We start from the raw sequence: 25,344 nt of genomic DNA on the forward strand, positions 1-25,344 counted from the left end.
AGTCAACTCCTGTGCGGGGAGGGGCCGCCGCGCCGGAGGCGTCGGCGGTATACCACTCCCGGCAGGGTGCTCCGCTCGCGTTTCGCGCGGGTGCGCGACGGGTTACGGCGCGGTGTCCGTACGCGGCGGCCGCCCCGACTCCGGCGCGCTCAGCTCGTCGTAGAGGAGCGCGCAGTCGCCCGTCTGGCCGGTGCGATAGGCGGCCCGGGCGACCAGATGGGCGGCCACGGCGCTGGTCAGGAGCTGGAAGAAGGCGACGAGGGCGAGCGTGCCGAGGTCGACTCCGGAGCGCAGCCGCAGCGCGAGACCGGCCAGGAGCAGCAGCATGCCGAAGGTCTGCGGGTTGGTCGCGGTGGCGCTGCGCGTGAGGACGTCGGGCAGCCGGAGCATGCCGATGACGCCGAACAGGCAGACCGCGGCGCCGAGGAAGAGCAGGACGGATCCGGCCAGGTCGGCCGCTTGCTGCCAGGCGTTCACGGACGCTCCTTGGTCCCGGCCCGGTCGCGCGAGGCGATGAACCGGGCGATGCCGACCGAGCTGGTGAAGCCGAGGAAGGCGAGCACCAGCATGATCGACAGGTAGTAGCGGGTCCGGGTCATCGCCGCGTCCACCCCGATCCCGGCGATGATCAGCACGGCGGCCACGTCGACGGCGACGGCCCGGTCCAGCATCGAGGGGCCGCGCCAGATGCGGATCAGCAGCAGCACACCCGCCAGGATGATCAGCGTCAGGGCGCCGTTGAGCAGGATGTCGTCGGCCAGCCTCACGAGCCGCTCTCCTTTCCGGTGGTGACGGACGGGTCGGGGTCCGCCGCGATCCGCGCGATCTCCTCACGGGTGCCGAAGGCCCGCACGACCAGGGCCTCCAGACGCCAGACGTCCCGGCGCGCGCGGGGCGCCGTCGCGGGGTCGTCGGCGTCGCTCACATGCAGGTACAGGGTGGCCGTCGCGGCGTTGACCTCGACCAGGGCGCCGCCCGGCACGCTGGAGACGGCGACGGCCGTCGCCGCGATCATCAGGTCCGTACGGCAGCGCAGCGGCACCCGCAGCACCGCGGCCGGACGCTGCCTCCCCGACAGGGCGTGCCGGGTCACGACGACGCTGGAGGTCACCATGTCGATCAGCAGATATCCGGCGAGCCGCAGGATGCCGCGCGGGCGCAGCCGCAGATCGAGATCGACGGCCGGCAGCGGGAACGCCAGGCACAGGATGACCGCGACGACGACGCCGCTGATCAGGTTGCCCCAGGTCAGCCCGGACCACAGCAGCATCCAGATGACGGTCAGCCAGGCGATGAGCGGCCAGTCGAGACGGCGCCGACGCGCCGCCAGGGCAGGGGAGTTCACGGTCCGAGCACCGCCTTGACGTAGGGGGTACGGGCGAGGAGTTCGGCGGCCGAGCGGTCGGCCAGGCCGGTGAGCGGGGTGGCCAGGACGGTGTAGGCGAGACCGAGGGCGACGGCCGCGGCGGTCGCCGCCGTCATCACCCGCGGAATCCGGGCGGTGGCGCGCACGACGGTCGTCGTCACCGGCCCCGAGCCCTCCTCGGGCGCGGAATCGGGATCGTCGCTCTCCTCCAGGACATCGCCCTCCGCCGGGAGTTCGGTCACCGCGGGCGCCCGCCAGAACGCCAGGTTCCAGACCTTCACCATCACGTACAGCGTGAGCAGGCTCGTCACCGCCGCACCGGCGAGCAGGACGTACGCCCAGGCGCCGCCGTCCGCCGCGCCCGCCCGCATCAGCCCCAGCTTGCCGATGAAGCCGGACAGCGGCGGGATCCCGGCGAGGTTCATCGCGGGCACGAACCAGAGGGCGGCCAGCAGCGGGGCCGTTCTCGCGGTGCCGCCGAGCCGGGTCAGCTCCGTGGTCCCGTACCGCTTCTCCAGCAGACCGGCCGCGAGGAACAGCGTCGTCTGCACGGTGATGTGGTGGGCCGTGTACACGATCGCGCCGCCGATGCCGCCCCGGCTGCCGAGCGCGAGCCCGAACAGCATGAAGCCGATGTGGCTGACCAGGGTGAAGGACAGCAGCCGCTTCAGGTCGGTCTGGGCGACCGCGCCGACGATGCCGATGACCATCGACGCGAACGCCACCGCCATCAGGACGGCCGACAGCCGGTTCCCGGGGAACAGCAGCGTCTCGGCGCGGATCATCGAATACACGCCGACCTTGGTGAGCAGGCCCGCGAAGACCGCCGTCACCGGCGCGGGCGCCGTCGGATAGGAGTCGGGCAGCCAGGCCGCGACGGGGAACGCGGCGGCCTTCACCCCGAACACGGTGAGCAGCAGCACCTCGGCCATGGTCCGCACGCCGAGCGGCAGTTCGGGCATCCGCACGGCGAGCTGCGCGAAGTTCACGGTGCCCGCCGCCGCGTACGTCACGGCCACCCCGGCGAGGAAGACCAGGGAAGAGACGAGCGAGACCACGACATAGGTCGAACCGGCGCGGATGCGCGGCTCGGTGGCGCCCACCGTCAGCAGCACGAAGCTGGCCATCAGCATGATCTCGAAGCCGACGTAGAGATTGACCAGGTCCCCCGCGAGGAAGGTGAGCGACACCCCGGAGACCAGCACCAGGTACGCCGGGTGGAAGACGGCCAGCGGCGCGTTCTCCTCGCGGTCGGCCATGTCCTGGCCCATGGCGTACACGAGGACGATCAGGGTGACGGCGCCGGACACGGTCAGCATCAGCGCGGCCAGCCGGTCCGCGACCAGGGTCACGCCCAGCGGCGGCCCGAAGTCGCCGAGGTGGACCACGAGCGGGCCGACGCGGTCGGACTCCACGAGCAGGACCAGGTCGACGGCGACGACCCCGGCGAGCACCCCGACGGTGATCACGCGGTGCAGCCAGCGCAGCCGGGGCCCGATGAACAGGCTCAGGCCGCACACCGTGAGCGGCATGACGACGGGCAGCGGAACGAGAGCGTTCACCGGGACTCCTCCGGGTCGGTGCCGAGCACGTCGTCCCACAGGTCGCCGGAGGAGTCCCGGGCCCGCGCCTGGAAGGCACGGTCCTCGCGGATCCGGTGGCGCTGCTCGCGGCGCTCCTCGCGCCAGGCCCGCTTGCCCTCCCCGCGGTGCTGCTCCCGCAGTTCGTGGCGCTCCTCGGCGATCTGGGCGCGCAGCACCACGCGCCGGTCGGCGATGTCGTCCGGCACGAAGTCCGAACCGGTCAACTGGCTGCTGCGGTACGCCATCGCGAGCACGAACGCCGTGGTGGCGAGCGTGATCACGACGGCGGTCAGCACGATGGCCTGGGGCAGCGGGTCGGTCACCCGGGAGTGCGCGACCCCCGGGTACAGCAGCGGGGGCAGGCCCGCCCGCCCGGCCGAGGCGAGGACGAAGAGGTTGATGCCGTTGCCGCACACGATGATGCCGATCAGCACCCGCGTCAGACTGCGGGTCAGGATCAGCATCCCGCCGGCGGCGACCAGCACGATGCCGCAGACCAGCAGGGTCGCACTGACACTCACCGGCGCTCCTCACCGGCGAGCGCGAGGCCCGCCCTGTACTCGGTCTGCTGGTCGATCTTGGCGCCGAGGGCGCGGACGACGTCGAGCACCACGCCGAGCACCAGCAGATACACGCCCAGGTCGAACAGGACCGCGGTGCCCGCGTGCCAGTCGCCGATCAGCGGGAGGTGTCCGTGCCAGGTGAAGGCGTGCAGCACGGTCCCGTCGGTGAGCCCCACCAGGGCGACCCCCGTGGACAGGGCGAGCCCGAGCCCGGTGAAGAAGCCCGGGTGCACCGGGGCGGCCGCCGCCAGTTCGTGCCGCCCGCCCGCGAGATAACGGATGGTCAGGGCGACACCGGCGACCAGTCCGCCGACGAAGCCGCCGCCCGGCAGGTTCTCCGCGCACAGCAGCAGGTACACGGACAGCATCAGGATCGGATGGAACACGAGCCGGGCCACCACCTCGAAGACCACCGACCGGTGCTCGGGCGCGAGCGTGTCCCCGGCCACCAGCCAGCTGCGCTCCGGCGCTCCCTGCCGGTACTTGGCGGGCACCCGGAGCCGGGACGTGGCCAGCGACCACGCCGTCACCCCGCCCGGCAGCCGCGCCGGGGGCGTGGCCGACCGGCCCTGCCTGCGGTGCACGTAGAGCAGGCTGGTCACGCCGAGCACCGCCACCGCGAGGACGGCGGACTCGCCCATCGTGTCCCAGGCCCGGTAGTCGACGAGGATCGTCGCGACGACGTCCTTGAGGCCGTGGTGCGCGGTCTCCTCGGTCATCGCGGCCCCGGCCGGTTCGGCGGTGCGGGCGCCCGCCGCCAGCCACACCGCGCAGGCCACCGCGACTCCGCTGCCCAGGGTGAGCCACACGCCCGTGAGGCGGCGGCGGATCCTCTGGCTGTCGCCGAAGAAGACCGGAAGGCGGCGCAGGACGAGCACGAGCACCACCGTCGACACGGTCTCCACGCCGAACTGCGTGAGCGCGAGGTCGGGGGCGCCCTGCACGATGTACAGCGCCGCCGTGCCGTACCCGGTGAGGCCGGCGAGCACGGCGGCCTTCATCCGGCGCTGCACCAGGAGACACATCAGCGCGCAGGCGCAGGTCAGCGCGCCGACTCCGGCCTGCCAGGGGGAGTCCCACACGCGGGGCGCCGGAGTGCCGGACCAGGGCCGGTCGGTGGCGAGGACCGCGACGAGCCCGGCGAGCACGACCGCGAGGACCGTGGCCACGTACGCGGGCAGCGAGCCCTTCTGCACGGAGCCCGTCACCTGGAGGGAGCTGCGTTCCAGGCCCAGCACGATCCGGCCGAACACCTCGTCGGCCTTGGGCCAGGCGAGCCGTCGGCCGAGCCGCACCACCGGCTCGCGCGCCACGAACAGCGCGGCACCGCCCGCCCAGGCGAGCGCCGACAGACCGAGCGCGAGCCCGAAGCCGTGCCACAGCGCGAGGTGATAGGGGTGCTCCGGCACCGGGTAGGCGTGCGCGTACTCCTCGAAGAGCCCGGCCAGGAGGCCGATCCCGGGGCCGAACACGAGGCTGCCGAGGGCGAGCAGCGCGGGCGGGGCGAGCAGCCCCGCGCCGACCCGGTGCGCCGGGGTGTCGGGGACGCCCGGCTTGCGGGCGAAGGCGCCCCACAGGAAGCGCAGGGTGTACGCGGTGGTGAGCGCGGAGCCGACGACGATCAGGGCGAGCGACCACCGCTCTCCGGGACCGCCGTGCGCCAGCGCGTCGAACGCGGCCTCCTTCGCGGCGAAGCCGAGCAGCGGCGGCAGCGCGGCCATCGACGCGCCGGCCACCACGGCGACCGCGCACACCCACGGCAGCGACCGCCCCACGCCGGAAAGGCGCCGCAGATCGCGGGTGCCCGTCGCATGGTCGACGATGCCGGTCACGAGGAACAGCGGGGCCTTGAACAGCGCGTGCCCCAGGATCATCGCGACGGCCGCCAGCGCGGTGTCGTACGACCCGGCGCCCGCGAGCACGACGAGGAAGCCCAATTGGCTGACCGTGCCGTAGGCGAGCACGATCTTGATGTCGTTGAGCCGCAGCGCCCGCCAGCCCGCGAGCAGCATCGTGGCGGTGCCGAGCGTCAGCAGCACCGGCCGCCATCCCGTGACGTCCGAGAGGGCCGGCGCGAACCGCGCGATCAGGTACACGCCCGCCTTGACCATCGCCGCCGCGTGCAGATAGGCGCTGACCGGGGTCGGCGCGGCCATCGCGTTGGGCAGCCACAGACTCAGCGGCCACACCGCCGACTTGGCCAGCGCCCCGCACAGGATCAGCAGCACGGCCGCGGTGAGCGCGGCGCTCGGCGCGGGCGGGTCGTCGACGATCCGCGAGATGCGGTACGTCCCCGCGAGCTGCCCGAGCATCAGGAACCCGACGAACATCGCGAGTCCGCCCGCCGCGGTGACGGTCAGCGCCTGGAGCGCCGAGCGGCGGCTGCCGCGCTTCTCGCTGTCGTACCCGATGAGCAGGAACGACAGGACGGTCGTCAACTCCCAGAACAGATAGAGGATCATCAGATCGTCGGCCAGGACCAGCCCGAGCATCGCGCCCGCGAACGCCAGCAGGTTGCCGCCGAACTGTCCCAACTGGCGGGTGCCGGGCCGGAAGTAACCGGCGCAGTACACCAGCACCAGCGCCCCGATCCCGGCGGCGAGCAGCACCATCACCAGGGACAGCGCGTCGAGCCGGAACGCGGCCTCGACGTCGTACGCCCCGATCCAGGACCAGGTCTCGGTGCTCGGCCGCCCCGACGTCACCTCGCCCCACCGGGACAGCGCCCAGCACAGCGCCGCCAGGGGCGGCAGGGCGAGCAGCAGGAAGGCGCGCGGGCCCGCCCTGCGGACCAGCGGTGCGGCGCAGAGCGCGACGGCGAAGTGTGCGAGGACCAACAAGGTCATGAACCATGCATATATGGACTTATGGCGCATAGCGGGTGAGACGCGCCGGATGGCGTGCAGGGATCGTTGCGCCGTTCATCTGCCTTCGGCACGGCAACGGGGATAGCCTGGCCAGCTACAACTCCAGGGACGGGGGAGGGAGTTGGGTCACATGCATGCCCGGACAGGTTCGGCGCAGGACGTGGACGAGGGGCGGCGGCTGTCCGTACTCGATCTGGTGGGACTCGCGGCCGGCGGTGTCGTCGGCTCCGGCTGGCTGCTCGCCGCGGGGCAGGCCCACTGGGCGGCGGGCGAGGACGCCGTGTGGGCCTGGGTGATCGGCGGCGCCGTGATGCTGCTGATCGCCGCAGTGATGGTCGAACTGGGCATCGCCGCGCCCAAGACCGGCGGCCTGATCTTCCTCCCGCTCCAGGCCGCGGGACCGCTCGTGGCCACCGTCGTGGCAGCGGCCCTGTGGATCGTCTACGCCGTGAACCCGGCCAGCGAGGCCGCCGCCATGGTGCGCGGCCTCGCCCACTGGTTCCCGTCCCTGCTCCGCGGCGGCCACACCGGCGCGGAGATCGCCGGGCTGCCCCCCGACATGCACCGGGCGGGCGACCTGTCGCTCACCGGCGCCCTGTGCGCCGTCGTGCTGATGATCGTCGTGGTCGGGTTCAACCTGCTCCCCGCCCGGCGGCTGATACGGCTCAACCTCTTCATCACCGTGGTCAAGGTGCTCGTCCCGCTCCTCATCGTCGTCTGCCTCACCTTCGCCGCGACCGACACCGTCGGCTCCTGCACGCCGGGCGACGCCTGGTACCTGAGCGGCCAGTCCGGCGGCGCCGACCAGCTGCGCGGCCAGGCCGGACACTTCTCCGCCCTGTACGTGGTGCTCGGCGGCGGCATCATCTACGCGTACATCGGCTTCCAGGCGCCCCTGGACTTCGCCGGCAACATCAAGCGCCGCGGCATGGGGGAGGCGGCCCGGCTGCGCTGGGCCGTCTACGGCACCCTCGTCGGCGCCGTCGCCCTCTACACCGCGCTGCAGTACGTGTTCTCCCGGCACTGCGGCGCGCTCGCCGCGGACATGCTCCAGTCGCCGTACGCCCAGTTCGCCACCGCCGCGTCGATGACCTGGCTGGCCTGGCTGATCCGGCTCAACGCCGTGCTCTCCCCGATGGGCTCCGGCATCGTCTTCACCCACGCCCTGACCCGCGAGGTCGCCGCCCTCAGCCGCGCCCACCTCACCCACCGCGGACTCCAGACGGCGCGCCGCGCCTCCTTCAAGTTCCGCGGGGCGGAGATCGACGCGTACTGGATGATCCTCATCGTCAACCTCGTCATCGGCCTGACCACGCTCGCCCTCGTCCGCGGCAACTGGGAGCAGCTCGTCGCCCTCAACAGCATCCCGATCATGGTCGTCTACGCCATGCCGGGCGTGGTCCTCGTGGCGCTGCCCGGCACCGAAGCGGGCCGGCTGCGCAGGGCGGTGCGCTGGGCCCTGGCCTACACCGCGTTCGTGGCGATCGCCCTGGTCATCCACGAGGCGGGCTGGGCCGACGTCTGGCGGGGCATGGCGGGCGTCGCCACCGGGTCGGCGCTGCTGCTCGCGCTGCCCTGGCTCGCGGTGCGCGATCTGCCGTACATCGGGCGGGTGCTGCGCCACTACGACGCCCGGGAGCACCTGTCCCGGTTCACCCGGCGCGGCGATCCCGCGGTGCGGCCCCTGCTCCTGCTCGCCGGGTACATCGCCGTGCTGATCGGCTGCACGGCCCTGCGCGAACTGTTCGGCGAGTCCACGGCGCCGGTGACGCGCGCCGTCTCCGTCCTCGCGGCCGCCCTGGTCTTCCCGCTGCTGGTGCGGGCCGCCCGCCGCTACATGGGCCAGGTCAAGCCCACCCTGCCGCACCAGGGCGAAGCGCCCCGCCCGCGGGTCAGCGCAGAGACTTGACGATCCAGTCGGCCTGCGGGCCGAGGCCCTCCGCGCGCAGCGTGTCGACCGCCTCGTCCCGGTGCCGCACGTCCGACCAGCGGCCCACCGTGGCGCGCAGCAGCAGCTCCGCGTCGGGCAGCGGGATCGCCAGCACGCCCCGCACCACGCACAGCACGTCCGACGCCTGCACCAACTGCTCGTTCTCCAGGAACCGTTCGAGCAGGGTCCAGGCGACGTTCTCCAGCCCGGCGGCGTGCAGCAGCCGCGCCACCTCGGCGACGAGCAGCGCGTCCGCCGCCCGCGACGCCGACGGATCGGACAGTTCACGGCAGGCGGCGTCCACCGCCTCGGCGTGCCGGCTCTCCCGCAGGACGGTCAGACAGTCCACGAACCCCTGCCGGTCGCCGCCCGGTTCCATCACCGTGACGGCGAGCTGCCGGCCCACCTCGTGCGCGGCCCTGGTCCGCTCGCGGTGGCGCGTGATGCGGTTCAGCAGCTCGGTCAGCTCATGGCCGGAGCGCCCGCGCACCTGCACCGCCGCGATGTGGCACAGCAGCGCCACGCAGGTCTGGTCGCCGCCCTCCTCCTCGTTCAGCCAGTCGCACAGCTGCGCGAGGACATCGAGGGAGCGCGGCACGTCGTCCGGGCCCGCGGGCACCGTCACGATGTCGGCCAGCAGCTCACGCGTACCGGCCGTCAGCACCGGGTCCCGGTGCCACAGCGACACCAGCTTCGCCAGTCCCTGGACGCTCGGCTGCCCGGCGGCCTGCCGGCGCAGCAGCTCGCACTTGGCCGGTGACGCCTCCTCGCGGGTCAGCAGCGCGCAGAGCTTGACCACGTCACGCGGTTGCGCCGTGCGGCCGATGTGCGCGGCCAGCGCGTCGTGGCCCGCGCCACGGCGCGCGATCAGCCGGGCGATCAGCCGCCGCGCCTGATCCACCTGCCGGGCGTCGGGCGCGCTCAACTGCCCCTGCGCCCAGGTCTCCAGGATCTCCCCGTGCGGACTCAAGTGCAGGAACGCGCCCGCGAGGTCGGCGATCTCCTCACCCTGGTCCTCCGAGCCGCCTGGCGTGTGGGTGGCGACGACGTGCAGCGTCAGTTCGAGGAGACGATCGGCCTGGACCGGACACTTCTCGTCGAGCAGCGCGGTGTGCAGCAGCACCTTGTCGAGATTGGTGCGGCCCGAGTCGGGGCCGCCGAACACCGCCACCGTACGGTCCGCGAGCTGCGGGTAGTGGTCACGGACGACGCGCACGAAGACCGCCACGTCGAACGCGGTGCGCTGACAGGCGACGTCGTGCACGATGCTCGCGGTGATCGGCGCTGAGCGCCGCCCCGCCTCCATCTCCTGCTGGAGCATCGCCAGCTCGGCGGCCTCGCTCACCGGCCGGGCCAGCGCCGCCGTCGCCATGATCATGACCGCGTCGCGGGCGTCGAACCCGTCCGCCAGCTCCACCAGGTCCTGGACGCTGCGGCGCAGCGCGAAGGCGTGCAGCGCCCGCATCGCCATCGCCTCGCTGCGGGTGGACCGCATCTGGTCGAGGATCCGGGCGAACTGCGGTCCGTCGACCTGGGTCACCCACGCGTAGTCCTCGGTGAGCAGCTTCGCCACGTCCGGCTGGAACAGCAGATGGGTGCGGCGGACGCCGACGGCGCCGTTGCGCTCGCTCACGTGCCGCCCAAGAGGGCCGGCTCGATCTCACCCCAGTAGCGGACGAAGTCCACCGGATTCGACAACAGCGTGGCGGCGCTGCGCTCGACCCGGCCCGCCAGGTCGCGGCTCTGCTCGTCACCGGACTTCAGCCGGACCACGACCCGGCCCGCCAGGTCCGGCTTCAGCATCAGACTGCGCAGCTTGCGCTCGCCGTACAGCCGCAGTTCGCGCACCCAGTCGTCCTCGGTCTGCGGCTCGCGGCCGGGCGGGCGGCGGCCCTTGGCGTGGTTGGTGAACAGCGCCGCGGCCTCCGAGGCGTCGTTGAGCAGCATCCGGGGCGCGTCGTGCACCCCGCACGACTGCATGCCCTCGTCGATGCCCGCGCGCAGGGCGCCGAGCGTGAGGTCGTCGTCGTGCTCGGACATGCCCTGCCCCAGCACGTTCAACAGATGGCCGCTGAACGGGGTGCAGCCGTCGAGCGGGCTCGGCAGATTGGCGCAGGCGTCGGCCGACGCGTTGTGCACGTTCCCGCTGACCGCGCTGAAGACGCACGTGCCGTCGGAGCGGGTGCCCAGGATCCCCGGCAGCGGCGACTCCTGGCCGAGATGGGGCAGCATGTTCGAGTAGCAGCAGTCGGTGATGAGGACCTTGAGGCCGGCCCGGCTCTGCCGGATGGCCCGGTACACGTACCAGGACGACAGCCACGTCCACGGCTCGTTCTGGTGCGAGGAGCCGACGGCGAAGTGGACCTGGCCGCCGGGGACGTCCTTCCAGTACGCGCCGTGCCCGACGTACACGACGAGGAGCGTGTCCTCGGGCCCCTCGCCCGCCGACGCGGCGTCGTGCAGGGCGCGCATCACGCCGTCCGCGGAGTGCGCGGCGCCGTCGGAGAGGATCACCGAGCGGGCGGCGTCGCCCCAGCGCGGGTCCCGGGCGAGCGCGTCCCCGTAGGCGCGGGCGCTGGTCTCGATCGTGGGATAGCCGCTCATCCCCGAATTCGCCTCGTAGGTGCCGACGCCGATCACCAGGGCCCGGAAGGCCATCTCCCTCAGCTCCCCTCGGGAAGGGCGGGCGTGTCACCGTCGCTGTCGTCGTCGGCCCGCGGCGACTCGCCCTGCTGGTCGGCCCGGAGCACGATGACGGTGACGGGCGGCGGATCGAGCCTGCGCCCGCGCCACGCGTCGATGGCACGCTGCGCGGCGGCCTGCACCACGGCCCCGGTGGCGCTGGTGAGGACGGCGATCAGCAGGGCGCTGACTCCACCGTCGAGCGTGCCCCGCTCCTCGTCCGGCGCTTCCAGCCGCCACTGGAGCGCGGTCTCCCGGGCCAGCTCGGCGCGGAGTTCCTCGGGTTCGTCCAGGCCGACAGGGCCCTCGACCCTCACGGAGATCGTCGCTGTCATGCCGTCCGGTTCCTCCCCCGAGGCGGTCAGAGCATCTCTGTCAGTCTGCCAGGCGACCGGTCGGCAGGCGAGAGCGTGCCGATCACCGTTACACGCCCATGACACGCTCAACTTTCGCTCAGATGCGCCGACTTGGCTGTTCCGCGCGCCTCGGAGTTCGTCGGCGCCGACGAAGCCTCGGTGGCGGCGGCTCCGGATCCGGCGGCACGACCAACGGGCCTCGGCCGTGTTGCCACGGTGCCGGGCGCGGGCCGCTGTGTACGTTCGCGGCAACGACAGGAATGACGTGTGAGGGAAGGACCATCGCGGTGACCGACGGCAGCGCGGAGCAGGACACCGGTGCGCACGAGCGGGCGGCGGTGTGGGGCGAGCGGCTCAAGGAGCGCATCTACGCCTCGCTCACCCTGCTCGCCGTCCTGGCGGGCCTCGCCATGGGCGGCCATCCCAGCCACTCGGGCGCCGCGGTCGCCGTCGCCGTCACCGCGCTCGGCCTCTGGCTGGCGACGCTCGTCGCGGACCTCCAGGCACACCCCGTCGCCCACCGGGCCAGGCCGGGCGCCCGCGAGATCCGGCACGTCCTGTTCGTCAGCAGCCCTCTGCTGACCAGCGCCGTGGGACCGCTGCTCCTGATCGGCCTGTCCGCGGCGGGCGCGCTGGAACTCGACACCGCCCTGTGGGTCTCGGTCTACAGCGAGGTCGCGGCGCTCGCCCTGTGGGGCTTCGCCGGTGGCCGCAGCATCGGGGCGGGCGTCCTGCGCGCCACGGTCACCGGCGTCCTCAACGCCGTGATCGGCCTCGGTGTGGTCGGCGTCAAACTCCTCGCCGGCCACTGACGGGACCGTCGGGGCTCAGTCGCCGGTCGTGCCGTCGAGCATCTCCCGCAGGATGTCCAGATGCCCGTTGTGCCGGGCGGTCTCCTCGGTGAGGTGCAGCAGGATCCACCGCAGATCGACATGGAGCCCGTCCCGAACGGTCCCCTCGGACCGCGCGTCCAGCTCCGTCCGGGCCACCAGCTCCCGGTACCGGCCGCTCTGCGCGACGTACTCGTCGAGCACCTGCGCCAACGGGAACTCGACGGCGATCCGCATCTCCCGGTCGGGATCCTCGTCGGTCCAGGGCCCCTGGTCCTCCTCCCCGAGGAACACCACCTGGAACCAGTAGTACTCCACCCACCGCAGGTGGTTGATCAGCCCGCTCATCGTCATCAGCGGCGACCCCGGCAACAGCGCCTTGCGCGCATGCTCCTCGGAGACGCCGTCACATTTCACGCGGGCCGTGTCACGCGCGTAGTCGAGAAACGTGGTGAGCTGCGTCCGCTCGTCCCACGCCGGGGGAGTGTCGTCGATTCTGGTCATCGGGGGCAGGGTGCCTTGTCGCGGTGATCGGTGTCGAGGGAATTTGTGGCGGGTCTCCCTGCCGTGAGCCGCGTCCTTCGTCACGCCGCTGTCCGGTCGTGAGCGAACGCCGGGCCAAGTCGTCCGACCCTGCGTTTAGTTGACCGGCTGCGGGTATGCTCGGCGAGCGCGTGATCGCTGGTGGCGGGATACGGAACGGGGCGGGCGGCAGTGGACGACGCGGTGGAGCTGGCGGACATGATCGCCCAGTTGCGGAGCGAATTGGGCCGCGCCATGGCGGCGGGATCGGGTGAGGCCCTGCGGTTCCAGGCCGAGAAGCTGGAACTGGAACTCACGGTGGGTGTCGAACGCAGCAGGGAGCCCGGGGCCAAGGTGCGGTTCTGGGTGTTCGACGTCGGTGCGAGCGCCCGTCACGCGCAGACCGCGCAGCAGCGCATCACTCTGACTCTCCAGCCGGTCATGAGTGATGCCCCCGACACTCCCGCGTGGATCTCGGGCGGCGAACTCGCCGATGAGAGCTGATCCGTCGTCCGACGGCGCGGGCCTCGACCCGCACCGGATTGCGGAGATCATCGTCAGTACGAGTGACGGCGGTCGACGCGGATCCGGGTACCGGGTGTCCGACGGAGCGGTTCTCACGGCCGCGCACGTCGTGAACGGTGCCGTCGAGGTCCGCGTACGGTGCGACGCGGACCGGCCGGGGCAGTGGGCGGCACCGGCGGCCGTGGCCTGGCAGGACGACCGGACCGATCTCGCCGTGCTCTCCTTCGAGCCGCCCGCACAAGCTCCCTCGGACCTCCTGCCGACCCGATTCGGGCGCGTCCCCGACGACCGTCCCGAGGTGATCCGGGTGCACGCGGCGGGCTTCCCGCTGTGGAAGCGGCGCCGTGGGCCGGACGGGAGGACCTTCCGCGAGCTCCACCAGGCGGACGGCACGGTCGCCGCACTCTCCAACCTCCGCGGCGGCACCCTGGAGCTGACCGTCGCACCCGCCGGCGCCGACCCGGATCCGGGTCGGTCACCCTGGGAGGGCATGTCCGGCGCCGTGGTGTGGTCCGGCAGCCGTGTCGTCGGAGTCGTCGCCGAGCACCACCGGCCGGAGGGAGCGGGCCGGCTCACTGCCGTCCGTCTCGACCACGCCCTGCGCCGTCTCGACGACGGACAGCGGACCGGGCTCACCCGGCTGCTGGCGCTCCCCGACCCCGCACAGCTCGATCTCGTCACCGATTCCGCGTCGGAGGAGGCCCGGCATCCCTGGACGCGTGTGGTCGGCGTACCCGTCGCGCACGGCATCGAGCTGTTCAAGAACCGCACCCGTGAACGCGACGCCATCTCGGCGCAGTTGAGCGATCCGGCCGTACGGATGGTGACCCTCACGGGGCGCCGGGGCATCGGCAAGAGTGCACTCGCCGCCAAGGTCATGGACCTCCTCGACCGAGGGCAGTGGCCCGGACCCGCCCAAGGGCCGCTGCCGACCGGCTTCGTGAACCTGTCCACCCGCACCTCGGGCATTTCCCTGGAGCGGATCTACTTCGACTGCGCGCGCCTGCTGGGAACCGAGAGCCAGGCCCACTTGCGGCAGGTGTGGAACACGATCAGCACCGAACACGACCGCCTCGACGCCCTGTTCACCGCCATGGGGGACCGGCTCGTCATCATCCTCCTGGACAATCTCGAGGACCTCCTCGACGAGGACGGAACCATTGCCGACCCGGGTTTCGCCGTGTTCGTCGACTGCCTGTTCCGGGCGCCGCGCGCCACCCCGCGGCTGCTGGTCACCAGTCAGCTCCCGGTCCGGCTCCCTCCGGAACTGCGTCGCTTCGCCGCCCAGATCGAGCTGTCCAAAGGGCTGGAGGACGCCGAGGCCGTCGCCCTGCTGCGCGAACTCGACCACGACGGCACCTTGGGCATGGCGGACCTGTCCGACGACGAACTGCTCCGGGCCGCGGTCCACGTCCACGGCGTACCCCGTGCCCTCGAACTGCTGGTCGGGGCGCTCGCCGACGACACCGTTCTGCTGCCCAGCCTCCGTGACGTCCTGCGGGACTTCACCCAGCGTCAGGAAGTCGTCGAGGACCTCGCCCAGGACCGCTACGCACGTCTCGACGGACCGGCGCGTGCCGTCCTGCGGGTGCTCGCCGCACTGCGCACCCCGGTGACACAGCCGCAGATCGAGGACGTCCTGCACGGCATCGACCCCGGCATACGTGTGGCGCCCGTGCTGATCACCCTGGTCCGCACCCATCTGGTGTCGGCGGACCGGACCCGGCGGACCTTCTCCCTGCATCCCCTGGACGCGGACCTCGTCCACGCGCAATTACCCGACCACGGACCCTTCCGGAGGCAGGAGTTGGAGCGGCACATCGCATCCTGGTACGCACAGCAGGCCACGCCGCACGACACATGGCGCACGCCCGACGACCTCGAACCGCAGCGGCGCCAGTTCGACCACCTCGTACGGGCCGAGGACCACGACGGTGCCGCCCAGGTGCTCAACGGCATCAGCGAATGGCTCGTCTGGCACGGTTCCGTCCTCGCGGCCGTCTCCATGCACCTCGCCGTCGACGGGCACATCCGCGACGAACGGACCCGTCTCGAGCACACCGTCGCCTACGGGCACGCCCGGCTGAGCGCGGGCCCGATGGAACAGGCCGTCGACCTGTTCGCGCAAGCGGTGGAACTCGCCGAACGTCTCGACGACCCGTCGGCGCACCAGAGCGCACTCTTCGGACTCGGTGACGCCCACCGGCAACTCGGGGACCTCGACGCCGCCGTCGGTCCGTTCACGCGTGCCGCCGCTCTCGCGCGGGAGATCGGCGACCGCGACGGCGAGGTGCACACCCTGCTCTCGCTCAGCCTCAACCACAGCTACCGCGGCGATGGCGACAGCGCACTCGGCGGTGCCGAGCGGCTGGCCGAACTCGCCCGTTCCGACGGCGATCTGCTGACCGTCGCCCGTGCCGGCAATGCCCGTACCATCGCCCTGCTGACGCTCGAGCGCTGGCGCGAAGCCGCCGACGCGGGCGCGGAGACTGTCCGCGCCTATCGGGCCGCGGACAGTCTGGAGGCGATCGCCTATGCGCAGAACGCCCAGGGACTCGCTCTCATCGCCCTCGGTGAACCGGATCACGCCGTTGCGATCCTGGAGGACGCCCGCCGCGCGGCGTCCCAGATGCAGAACCCTCGCGCCGAGGGTGTCTGCCTCCTCGACCTCGCCTGGGCGTACTGGTGCGACGGCCACCACGAGCAGTGCGCGGCCACCGCCGATCGCGCCCGGACCATGCTCCAGATCGCCGGCGCCGGCCAGTCGGCCGCCGCCGATGCCCTGGCGGACGCCGCGAGAGCACTGCCGCAGGACCCGTCCGCAGCCGCCGACGCTCTGGACCGGGCCGCGGCCGCACTCGACGGAAATCCCGAGGTCATTGCTCCTGACTGGCTCGCCGATCAGGCCAGAGCAGTGCGGCCGGGGACCTGACGGCCCCCGTACCTCGTGCTCACCCCCGTCCCCGCACAGCCCTCCCCACCTCCGCCCGCAGGCTCACGAGCTCCGGCAGGCCGCGGGTCGCTGTCTGGTCGCGTTCGATGACGGCGACCTTCTTGCCCTCGAGGTCGGCCACGCTCTTGATCGCCCTTGGACAGGGCGGGCAGCGCCTGGATGCTCTGCTGTACGGCCTGGATGCGCACGTCCAGGCCCTCCTTCGTGAACAGGCCCCGGTCCCGCGCGATGTACAGCGCCGCGGAGTCCGTCAACGGCAGTGCGGCGACGGTGAGTTGGCGGGCGTCGCCGGATCCCTTGGCGTCGCCGTCCGCGCACCCGGCGACCAGGAGCGCGAGAGCGGTCGTGACCGCGACCGTCCAGCCCGTTCTCGTCCGTGCCCGTTGTGACGTCACACCTTCCTGGTTAGCAGGTACATGACGATGATCGCCACAGGGTGTGCGGGGTTTGGCGCGTTCCCGCGACGGGTCACCCAGGGATGTCGTCCAGCACCGTGTGCATCGACGACGCGCGCGCCAGGTCGGCCAGCGCCTGCTCCATCACCGACAGCGGGGCGCGGGGCGGCAGCAGCAGCCCGATGCTCGCGCTGCGCCGGGGCCGCAGCAGAGGCACGGCCCGCATGCCGGCGGGGATGCCGAAGACGTGCAGCCAGGTGTGCGGGACGACGGTCGACCAGTGCCCCGTGCGGACGTGTGCGATGAGCGAGGCGATGGAGTCGGTCTCCACCCGCGGCGCGACCGCGACCCGCAGCTCGGTGAAGACGGCGTCCAGCACCTGACGTCCCACCATGCGGGGGTGCAGCAGACACAGCGGCAGCGCCGCCGCCTCGGCCCAGCCCACGCCCTGCGCGTCGACGTCGGCCGACTCCTGGGTCAGCAGGACGTACCGCTCCCCGTACAACGGCACGAACGGCAGACCGGGCTCCCGGGTCGGATAGGTCACCGCGCCGTGCAATTCGAACGCGCGCAGCCGCCGGACGATCTCGTCGCCCTGAAGATCCGCGTGCACCCGTACGGTGGTGTGCGGATTCGCCGCGCAGAACGGCTGCGTCAGCAAGGCGACGGCCGCGACCGCCGTCGGCACGGCACCGATCCGCAACTCACCTTCCAGACCGGAGCGCAGCGCGGCCAGACCGGCCGTCATGGCGTCCCGGTCGGCGAGCATCCGCCGCGCCCACACCACGACCTCCTCGCCCTCCGCCGTCAGCCCCTCGAACCGGTGGCCGCGCCGCACCAGCGGCACACCCAGTTCGCTCTCCAGCTTGCGGATGCCCTCGGACAGGGTCGGCTGGGAGACGAAGCAGTTCTGGGCCGCCCGGGCGAAGTGCCCGGTGCCGGCCAGCGCCACCAGGTACTCGAGCTGTCTCAGGAGCACGGGCCGGGGCCACCGCCTGTCCGGTTCGGAGCGTTGGGATCAGACGTGATCGTAACCGCCTATCGACGATCGGATCTTCCGCTTTGACCGTGCGGGCGACCCGGGCGAATGCTGCTGTGCGCGGGCCGCCGGAACTCCGCGGACCACGAACGAGACGTCGAGGTGATGGGCATGCGTGACACGGGCGAGCCCGCGGAGGAACTCTCCGTGCACAGGCCGAAGACCTGGGCCACGGGAGCACCGGCCGTGGCCCACGCGCTGAAGTACGCGCTCGGCCAGACCTCCCCGCGCCGCACGGCCCTCACCCTCCTGAACATCAACCAGGCCGGCGGCATCGACTGCCCCGGCTGCGCCTGGCCCGAGGAGGCACCGGGCAAGCGGCACCGCAACGAGTACTGCGAGAACGGCGCCAAGCACATCAGCGACGAGGCCACCACGCGCCGCGTCACCCGCGAGTTCTTCGCCGAGCATCCCGTCAGCGAACTCGCGGCGCGGTCCGACTACTGGCTCAACCAGCAGGGCCGGCTGACCGAGCCCATGGTCAAGCGGCCGGACAGCGACCACTACGAGCCCATCGGCTGGGACGAGGCCCTGACCCTGCTGGCCGACGAGCTGACCGGCCTCGACGACCCCCACGAGGCGCTCTTCTACACCTCGGGCCGCCTCGCCAACGAACCCGCCTTCCTGCTCCAGCTGTTCGCCCGCGCCTTCGGCACCAACAACCTCCCCGACTGCTCGAACATGTGCCACGAGTCCAGCGGCTCCGCGCTGGGCGAGACCCTCGGCATCGGCAAGGGCAGCGTCTCCCTGGAGGACCTGTACGGCAGCGACCTGGTGTTCGTCGTGGGCCAGAACCCGGGCACGAACCACCCCCGCATGCTGTCGGCGCTGGAGGAGACCAAGCGGCGCGGCGGCAGCATCGTCGCGGTCAACCCGCTGCCCGAGGCGGGACTCCTGCGCTTCAAGCACCCGCAGAAGGCGCGCGGCGTCATCGGCCGGGGCACCCAGATCGCCGACCAGTTCCTGCAGATCCGCCCGGGCGGCGACCTCGCCCTGTTCCAGGCGCTGAACCTGCTGCTCCTCCAGGCCGAGGACAAGGCCCCCGGCACCGTCCTCGACCAGGACTTCATCGCCCGCCACACCACCGGCTTCGGCCTCTTCAACGACAACGTCCGCGCCCTCGACTGGGACGACGTGCTCGCCGCCACCGGACTGCGCCGCGAGGAGATCGAGGAGGTCCACGAGCGGGTGCTGAAGTCCCGCAGCGTCATCGTGTGCTGGGCCATGGGCCTCACCCAGCACAAGCACGGCGTCCCCACCATCAGGGAAGTCGTCAACTTCCTGCTGCTGCGCGGCAACGTCGGACGGCCCGGCGCCGGGGTCTGCCCGGTGCGCGGGCACAGCAACGTCCAGGGCGACCGGACGATGGGCATCTGGGAGAAGATGCCGCAGACGTTCCTCGACGCCCTGGAGAAGGAGTTCGGATTCGCGCCGCCGACCCGCCACGGCCTGGACTCCGTCGACGCGATCCGGGCGATGCGCGACGGCCGGGCCCGGTTCTTCCTCGGCGTCGCGGGCAACTTCGTCCGGGCCACCCCCGACAGCGACGTGACCGAACGCGCGCTGCGCAACTGCCGGATCACGGCCCACATCTCGACCAAGCTCAACCGCTCGCACACGGTCTGCGGCGACACCGCGCTGATCCTGCCGACGCTGGGCCGCAGCGACCGGGACGTCCAGGCCACCGGTGAGCAGTTCATGACGGTGGAGGACTCCATGAGCGACGTCCACACCACCCGCGGCCGGCTGGCGCCCGCCTCGCCCGCGCTGCTCAGCGAGGTGGCGATCATCAGCCGGCTGGCCCGCGCGGTCCTCGGCGACCGGCACGGCATCGCCTGGCGGAAGTTCGAGGACGACTACGACCTCGTCCGCGAGCACATCGCGCGGGTCGTCCCGGGCTTCGACGACTTCAACCGCCGGGTGCGCGAGCCCGGCGGCTTCACCCTCCCCAACCCGGTCAACGAGCTGCGGTTCCCGACCGCCTCCGGCAGCGCGGTCTTCACCGCCAACGCCTTCACCGGACTCACGGCGCCGCCCGGCCACCTCATCCTCCAGACGCTGCGCTCGCACGACCAGTGGAACACGATCCCGTACGCGATGGACGACCGCTACCGGGGCATCAAGGGCGCCCGCCGCGTCGTCCTGGTCCACGCCGACGACCTGGCCGAACTGGGCTTCGCGGAGGGCGACCTCGTCGATCTGGTGGGGGTGTGGGAGGACGGCGTCGAGCGCCGGGCCCCCGGCTTCCGGACCGTCGCCTACCCGACGCCCCGGGGCTCGGCCGCCGCGTACTACCCCGAGACCAATGTGCTGGTGCCGCTCGACAGCGTCGCCGAGCGCAGCAACACCCCGACCTCGAAGGCCGTGGTCATACGGCTCGAGCGGCCCTGAGCGCGGCGTCGGACCCACGCGTCAGCCGCGTACCGCCAGCGCCCGCTCCTCGGCGTCCGCGTCGAAGCCCACCGGCTCCCACCGCTTCACGAGCAGCGCCACGAGCCCGAGGACGGGCGCGCCGAGGATCACCCAGTACACGTGCGTGCCGAGCCTGGTGCTGAGGATCGGGAAGAAGAACAGCGTCAGCGTCGAACCGAGCCGCAGCACCGCCTGGTTGAAGCCGATGCTGACGCCGCGCATCGACGTCGGGAAGCCCAGCGAGGCGTAGCTCATGATGTGCGCGCCGGGGCCGAAGCCCTGCGCGAACATGAAGGCGCCCAGCATCAGGATGCCCGCCGTGACGACGGCCGTGCCGGACGGCCGCCCGATCAGGGCGAGCACGGTGATGGCGACGAGCTGGATCGCGAAGCCGAGCGTCATCATCGGCCAGGCGCCGCGCGTCGACGCCCAGCGGATGCCGAGCAGACCGCCGGTCAGGGCGAAGACCAGGTTCAGGGTGAACGAGGACGCGATCGTGGTCAGCGGGCCCTGGGTCATCAGCGTGGCGATGATGATCGGCAGCCCGAAGGCGACCGCGTTGTAGCCGAAGGTCTCCGCGAGACCGACGGCCACCGACTGCACGGTGCGGGCGCGGTACGGGCCGGTGAACAGGCGGGCGTACGAGGCGAGCCCGGGCCGCGGCGGGCGGGGCGCCCGCGCCGGGACGTCGTCGGCGACGCGCGCGTCCACCCCGTACGACTCCCGCAGGATCCGGGCCGCCGACTCCAGGTCGCCCTGCTCGGCGGCCCAGGTCGGCGACTCGTTCATGTAGCGGCGGCGCAGCAGCATCACGATCAGCGCGGGCACCGCGCCGAAGCCGACGGTGAACCGCCACAGCCAGCCCAGGTGGGCGTCCGGCAGCACGAAGTACAGGAACATGATCACCAGGTAGCAGCCGCTGGTCGCGGTGTACCAGGCGGGCGACCAGGCCGCCGTGCGCGAGCCCTTGCTGCCCTTGCCGCGCAGCCGGGAGAACTCGGCGAGGAAGGCGATGGCGACCGGGATGTCCATGCCGACGCCGATGCCCATCACGAACCGCGCCACGATCAGCGTCCACACGTCCTGCGCGACCGCGCACACCAGCGCGGTGACGACGAAGAAGACCATGTTGGCCATGAAGACGCGGTAGCGGCCTATTCGGTCGACCAGCCAGCCGCCGAGCAGCGCGCCGAGCAGCGAACCGACACTGATCGAGGCGGTGACCGTACCGGCCATCGCGGAGCTGAGCCCGAACTGGCGGGTGATGTCGGGCAGTCCGTACGCGAGCGAACTCAGGTCGTACGCGTCGAGGAAGATGCCGCCGAGCGCGATCACCACGATCATCTTGGCGTGCCGGCCGCTGGCCGTGCCGGAGTTGACGAGGTCGGAGACATCGGCGGCGGAGCGGATCGCCACCGTGGCGGGGTCTGCGGGGGCCGCGACGGACGGGGCGTGTGGGGGAGGGGTGGAACTCACGAGCGCCTTCCGGGATGGTGCGGGACGGTTCGCGGAATCGTATGCACCAAACGGAATGTCGTCGTCCGCCTGTCCGTATGGCGGTCACGCGTGCGATCAGAGCGGGGCCAGATCCGCGTAGAGCTGGTGGTGGTCGGAGTGCTCGCTCGGCCGCACCCGGTGGGCGCGGGACTCGATGCCGCGCAGGAAGACGTAGTCGAACCGGCTCTGCCAGTCGGTCGTCGGCTCGCAGACCTCGTCCGCCGAGGGGCCGCACCGGGGATCGGCGTCCGTCGCCAGCGGCCACATCGGACGGAGCTCGGGGGAGCCCGGCACGGCGTTGAAGTCGCCGAGCACGATCGCCCGGTCGTGGCGCTCTACCTCCTTGGCGAGCACCGGCACCTGCCGCGCGCGGACCGCTTCCTGACGCCGCTCGGCGAGATGGGTGTTGAAGACGCGCACCGGCCGGCCGGCCACCTCGGTGGTGACCGCCATGAAACCGCGGTCCTCGGAACCGCCGTCGGGATACTCCACGGTCACGGCGTCCGTCGCCGGCGCCGCGGACAGGATCGCCTGGCCGTAGCCGCCGGCGTGCCAGGGCAGTCCGCCGCAGCGGCTCCAGTTCCGCAGCACCGAACCGTACGTGACGTGGTAGACGAGCCCGTACACGTGCTCGAGGTCGGTCCTGATCTGCTCGACATCGCGGACGCACGCCTCTTGCAGGCCGACGACCTGCGGCGCGTACGTGGCGATGTCGGCGGCGCGGCCGAGGTTCTGGCCCGCGCCGCGACAGGGATTGCAGATGTTCCAGGTCATGACCCGGTTCGGCACGATCTCCGTGGCCGCGCCGGCGGGCAGCGGTTCGGCGACGGGCTGGTCGTCGCGCGGCGCGCCGGGACCGATCAGCAACAGACAGACCAGGGCCAGACCGCCCGCGACCCATCGTGTGTTCCTGCCGAGCACCGGCGCCTCCTCGGACGTGGACGCTCATGCCATCACAGAAGGCGACGTGCGGTCGACCCGGGCCCGCGGTGGACGGGGTGGCTAACGCACCCCGTAGTACAGCGCATTGTGCGCGGTGTCCGGAAGGTACAGCACGTCGTTCCCGTCCGAGTCGCGCCGCACCGCCAGCCGGTCCGCGCTCACGCCCGGTGCCACGGACTCGGCGGTCCAGGAGGCGTCCGCCGCCTGCGTCGCCGCGAAGGCCCGGTCGGTGCCGGACGACTTCACGTAGTAGATCCGCTTGCCGTCCGTCTCGTCCCACGTGATGCCGAGGGCCGCGCTGGTCTGGCCGCCCGCGTACACCGTCTTGCGGAGCCAGCCGGTGCCGCTCGGGTAGGCGTAGTACACGACGAAGTTGCCGCCGCTGTCGGCCGACCGGTAGCGGTACGCGACCTTCGGGGTGTCACCGTCGAGGGTCAGCTTCGCGCTCTGCACCGTCGCGCCGGTGTACCCGGCGTTGTCGATGCTCCACTCCTCGCCCGTGGTCAGCCCCTGGATCACGTCGGAGGTGTCGGGCGTGGTCGGCAGGGTGACCGCGGCGCCGTCGTGGTCCGCGAAGCCGCCGGTCGCCGGGTCGTAGCGCAGGTAGGAGAGCTGGTGGCGCCAGGCCGAGGCCGGTGCCTTGGCCCACTCGTACAGCAGGTGCACGCGCCCGGAGGCGTCGACGGTGAGGTCGTCGGGGTAGACCGACCGGTTCAGCGCGGAGCCGAAGGTGGCCACCACGCTCCAGGTGCTCGCGGCGTTGTTCCACCGGTAGAGCTTGCCGTCGCGCTGCGCGTTGCCGCAGCCGACGCGGGCGGCCAGATAGAGGTCGCCGTTGGGCGCGGTGGTCAGCACCGGGTAGGTGATGCCCTGGCCCTGGTCGGGCAGCTCGCCCGCGTGGTCGGTCACGTCCGTGCCGGGCGCCGTGGTGCGGAAGTAGCGCCAGGAGTCGCAGTGCATCGACGTGAAGACGTGCAGCCGTCCGCTGCCGTCGCGCGCCACGGACGGCTGGTTGTGGCCGTTGTCGTCGGCGAACTCGGCCTGCTGCCCGTCGCCGTTCAGCAGCGGCAGCCGGCTCCACACCCCGTCCGGGTCACGGCGGGCGATCGCGGGCCGGTGCGTGGCGGCGGTCGTACCGGGCTCGTTGAACGCGAAGTACGTGTACTGGCCGCGGCCCTTGTACGTGGCGGCCGGGGTCCACCAGGCGGCCTGGTTCGACGAGTCCATCGCGTACGGGACCTTCTCGACGGTCGCCGCCGCTGCCGCCGCACTCGCCGTGCTGTCGGCGCTCGCGGCCGATACGGGCATCAGCAGGGCGGCGACGGCTGCCGTCGCCGCGGCGTACGTGCGGACCGTGGGTCGTCTCATGGTGAACTCCTTCGCGGGTGCGGTGAGGTGCCGAACAGGAGTGGCCCGAGGGCCTGGTCATAGGGGGGAGGAGACGGGCGGGTGCGGACGGCGAAGGGCCCGGTGACGGCCGTGCGACGTTCACCGGGCCCTGGCGTGTGCCGGGTCAGCGCTGGACGAGGTCAGCGCTTGATGAGGTCGGTGACCTCCTCGGCGGCCGCCTTCATCGCGTCCTTCGGCTTCGACTTGCCGACGAGGACGGCCTGGACCTGCTTGGCCACGGCCTCCTCGATCTGGGCGTTCTGCGCGAACTGCCAGAACGGGCTGCCCGTCGCCGTCCTGGTGATCTTCTCGGTCCACTCGGTGGTGAACGTGTCCTTGGCGACCTTCGGGTCGGCCAGACCGGCGGTCGTCGACGGCGGCAGGGCGCGCTCGACGAAGTACTGGGCGATCGTCTCCGGGTCGGTGGTGGCGTGCAGTGCGAAGTCCGTCGCCGCGTCCTGGCCCTTGCCCTTCACGATCGCGATCACGCCGCCCCACAGCAGCGCCTGCGGGGTGTCGCCGGCCTTCAGCACCGGGCGCTGCATCGGCTGCATCGCGTCGGCGAGCGTCTTGTCCTTCGACTGCGCGGAGGTGACGCCCTTGCCGATGATCGCGTCGTCGTAGAAGGCCGCCTTGCCCTGGCTGAACAGGGCGCGCGCGTCGAAGCGGTCCACGTCGGCGGCGATCAGCTTCTGGTCGTGCAGCTTCTTGTACCAGGTGACCGCGTCGATCGAGGCGTCGTCACCGATGGTCACCTTGTCGCCGTCGAGGAGCTTGCAGCCGAAGGTCTGCATCCACGGGAAGATGTCCTTGAGCTGCGCCACCTTGGTCGCCGCCGCGTAGGGCACGACCCCGCCGCCCAGGCCCTTCAGCTCACGCAGCGCGTCCTCGAACTCCTCGACGGTGGTGGGCTGCTTGTCGATGCCCGCCTTCTTCAGGAGCTTGGAGTTGGCTATCACGCCGATCGAGCCGGTGTTCCACGGCAGGCCGTACTGCTTGCCGTCGTACTTGCCGCTGTTCAGCGCCACATCGGTGTAGCCGCCCTTGCCCGCCACGGAACCCAGGTCCGCGAGCTTGCCCATCTGCGCCACCGCGGCGAGCCAGGCGATGTCCAGGTGCACCGCACCCGTGGTCTCCCCGCCGCCGAGCTTCAGGGTGAGCTGGCTCAGGTACTCGTTGTACGGGTACGAGACCGCGCGGATCTTGGACTTCTGCTCCGTCTCCCACGCCTTGATGATCTTCTCGATCGAGGGCTTGGCGGCCTCCTCGTTGAGCGACCAGGAGGTGAAGTCGAAGTTCTTCGACTTCGTGTCGCCGCCGTTGGAGGAGGTGCTGGCGCCGGACGGCGCGCAGGCGCCGAGCACGCCCGCGCCCGCCACACCGAGCGCTCCGATACCGAACATGCGCAGGGCGCCGCGCCGGCTGATGCCATTGGTGGTCATGGTGTCTCCATGGGGGAGTGGAACGGAAGGGAAGTGTGGGGGCGCGTGCGG

General features: G+C 72.0%; 21 protein-coding genes. 5 read left to right on the plus strand and 16 right to left on the minus strand.

Going from position 1 to position 25,344, the window contains the following annotated elements:
* Window positions 1-102: 102 nt before the first annotated feature.
* From mnhG to ABZ930_RS04525, 6 genes are read right to left on the minus strand one after another with little or no spacing between them, the layout of a single operon-like run.
* The gene (gene mnhG / locus ABZ930_RS04500; RefSeq protein ID WP_361541289.1) at window positions 103-477 is read right to left on the minus strand and encodes a monovalent cation/H(+) antiporter subunit G; all 375 of its coding nucleotides are present in this window, start codon (window positions 475-477) and stop codon (window positions 103-105) included.
* A complete protein-coding gene (locus tag ABZ930_RS04505; RefSeq protein ID WP_361541292.1) occupies window positions 474-767 on the minus strand; it encodes a monovalent cation/H+ antiporter complex subunit F in 294 nt (97 codons plus the stop codon). Before ABZ930_RS04505 ends, mnhG begins: the two co-directional genes overlap by 4 nt.
* On the minus strand, window positions 764-1,345 hold the full coding sequence (locus ABZ930_RS04510) for a Na+/H+ antiporter subunit E (protein WP_361541295.1): 582 nt from the start codon (window positions 1,343-1,345) through the stop codon (window positions 764-766). Before ABZ930_RS04510 ends, ABZ930_RS04505 begins: the two co-directional genes overlap by 4 nt.
* Entirely contained in the window at window positions 1,342-2,928 is a 1,587-nt protein-coding gene (locus tag ABZ930_RS04515; protein ID WP_361541298.1) for a Na+/H+ antiporter subunit D, read from the minus strand. Before ABZ930_RS04515 ends, ABZ930_RS04510 begins: the two co-directional genes overlap by 4 nt.
* Window positions 2,925-3,470, minus strand: coding sequence for a Na(+)/H(+) antiporter subunit C (locus tag ABZ930_RS04520; RefSeq protein ID WP_361541301.1), 546 nt, complete (start codon window positions 3,468-3,470; stop codon window positions 2,925-2,927). The genes ABZ930_RS04515 and ABZ930_RS04520 overlap by 4 nt, the downstream gene beginning before the upstream one ends.
* On the minus strand, window positions 3,467-6,358 hold the full coding sequence (locus tag ABZ930_RS04525) for a Na+/H+ antiporter subunit A (RefSeq protein WP_361541304.1): 2,892 nt from the start codon (window positions 6,356-6,358) through the stop codon (window positions 3,467-3,469). The genes ABZ930_RS04520 and ABZ930_RS04525 overlap by 4 nt, the downstream gene beginning before the upstream one ends.
* Window positions 6,359-6,509: 151 nt before the next feature.
* Between ABZ930_RS04525 and ABZ930_RS04530 the strand changes: the two genes are divergently transcribed.
* Window positions 6,510-8,288: an APC family permease gene (locus tag ABZ930_RS04530; protein ID WP_361541307.1), complete on the plus strand. Its 1,779-nt coding sequence runs from the start codon at window positions 6,510-6,512 to the stop codon at window positions 8,286-8,288.
* Here ABZ930_RS04530 and ABZ930_RS04535 read toward each other — a convergent pair.
* From ABZ930_RS04535 to ABZ930_RS04545, 3 genes are read right to left on the minus strand one after another with little or no spacing between them, the layout of a single operon-like run.
* Window positions 8,272-9,942, minus strand: a complete 1,671-nt coding sequence (locus tag ABZ930_RS04535) for a hypothetical protein (protein WP_361541310.1) — start codon at window positions 9,940-9,942, stop codon at window positions 8,272-8,274. The two genes, ABZ930_RS04530 and ABZ930_RS04535, sit on opposite strands and share 17 nt — an antisense overlap.
* The gene (locus ABZ930_RS04540) at window positions 9,939-10,967 is read right to left on the minus strand and encodes a hypothetical protein (protein ID WP_361541313.1); all 1,029 of its coding nucleotides are present in this window, start codon (window positions 10,965-10,967) and stop codon (window positions 9,939-9,941) included. The genes ABZ930_RS04535 and ABZ930_RS04540 overlap by 4 nt, the downstream gene beginning before the upstream one ends.
* A 5-nt stretch (window positions 10,968-10,972) precedes the next feature.
* Window positions 10,973-11,326, minus strand: coding sequence for a hypothetical protein (locus ABZ930_RS04545; RefSeq protein ID WP_361541316.1), 354 nt, complete (start codon window positions 11,324-11,326; stop codon window positions 10,973-10,975).
* A 308-nt stretch (window positions 11,327-11,634) separates the two neighbouring features.
* On the opposite strand from ABZ930_RS04545, the gene ABZ930_RS04550 reads away from it, so the two are divergent.
* Entirely contained in the window at window positions 11,635-12,159 is a 525-nt protein-coding gene (locus ABZ930_RS04550; RefSeq protein WP_361541319.1) for a hypothetical protein, read from the plus strand.
* A 15-nt stretch (window positions 12,160-12,174) separates the two neighbouring features.
* On the opposite strand, the gene ABZ930_RS04555 is transcribed toward ABZ930_RS04550, so the two are convergent.
* Complete coding sequence (locus ABZ930_RS04555) at window positions 12,175-12,681, minus strand: DinB family protein (RefSeq protein WP_361541322.1); 507 nt, start codon at window positions 12,679-12,681, stop codon at window positions 12,175-12,177.
* Window positions 12,682-12,891: 210 nt separating this feature from the next.
* Between ABZ930_RS04555 and ABZ930_RS04560 the strand changes: the two genes are divergently transcribed.
* A complete protein-coding gene (locus tag ABZ930_RS04560; RefSeq protein ID WP_361541325.1) occupies window positions 12,892-13,203 on the plus strand; it encodes a trypco2 family protein in 312 nt (103 codons plus the stop codon).
* Entirely contained in the window at window positions 13,193-16,156 is a 2,964-nt protein-coding gene (locus ABZ930_RS04565) for a trypsin-like peptidase domain-containing protein (RefSeq protein WP_361541328.1), read from the plus strand. The genes ABZ930_RS04560 and ABZ930_RS04565 overlap by 11 nt, the downstream gene beginning before the upstream one ends.
* Here the strand turns inward: ABZ930_RS04565 and ABZ930_RS04570 are convergent.
* A complete protein-coding gene (locus tag ABZ930_RS04570) occupies window positions 16,126-16,572 on the minus strand; it encodes an ABC transporter substrate-binding protein (protein ID WP_361541331.1) in 447 nt (148 codons plus the stop codon). The genes ABZ930_RS04565 and ABZ930_RS04570 overlap by 31 nt on opposite strands.
* Window positions 16,573-16,645: 73 nt before the next feature.
* Entirely contained in the window at window positions 16,646-17,551 is a 906-nt protein-coding gene (locus ABZ930_RS04575; RefSeq protein ID WP_361541334.1) for a LysR family transcriptional regulator, read from the minus strand.
* Between the two features lie 171 nt (window positions 17,552-17,722).
* On the opposite strand from ABZ930_RS04575, the gene ABZ930_RS04580 reads away from it, so the two are divergent.
* Window positions 17,723-20,002: an FdhF/YdeP family oxidoreductase gene (locus ABZ930_RS04580; protein ID WP_361541337.1), complete on the plus strand. Its 2,280-nt coding sequence runs from the start codon at window positions 17,723-17,725 to the stop codon at window positions 20,000-20,002.
* Between the two features lie 21 nt (window positions 20,003-20,023).
* On the opposite strand, the gene ABZ930_RS04585 is transcribed toward ABZ930_RS04580, so the two are convergent.
* From ABZ930_RS04585 to ABZ930_RS04600, 4 genes are all read right to left on the minus strand, one after another.
* Window positions 20,024-21,499, minus strand: coding sequence for an MFS transporter (locus tag ABZ930_RS04585; protein WP_361541340.1), 1,476 nt, complete (start codon window positions 21,497-21,499; stop codon window positions 20,024-20,026).
* A 96-nt stretch (window positions 21,500-21,595) separates the two neighbouring features.
* Entirely contained in the window at window positions 21,596-22,441 is an 846-nt protein-coding gene (locus ABZ930_RS04590; RefSeq protein ID WP_361541343.1) for an endonuclease/exonuclease/phosphatase family protein, read from the minus strand.
* Between the two features lie 81 nt (window positions 22,442-22,522).
* On the minus strand, window positions 22,523-23,830 hold the full coding sequence (locus tag ABZ930_RS04595; protein ID WP_361541346.1) for a BNR-4 repeat-containing protein: 1,308 nt from the start codon (window positions 23,828-23,830) through the stop codon (window positions 22,523-22,525).
* A 161-nt stretch (window positions 23,831-23,991) separates the two neighbouring features.
* Complete coding sequence (locus tag ABZ930_RS04600; protein ID WP_361541349.1) at window positions 23,992-25,293, minus strand: extracellular solute-binding protein; 1,302 nt, start codon at window positions 25,291-25,293, stop codon at window positions 23,992-23,994.
* Window positions 25,294-25,344 lie beyond the last annotated feature (51 nt).

The organism is Streptomyces sp. NPDC046716, assembly GCF_040645755.1.
In the GTDB taxonomy this organism is placed as follows: Bacteria; Actinomycetota; Actinomycetes; order Streptomycetales; family Streptomycetaceae; genus Streptomyces.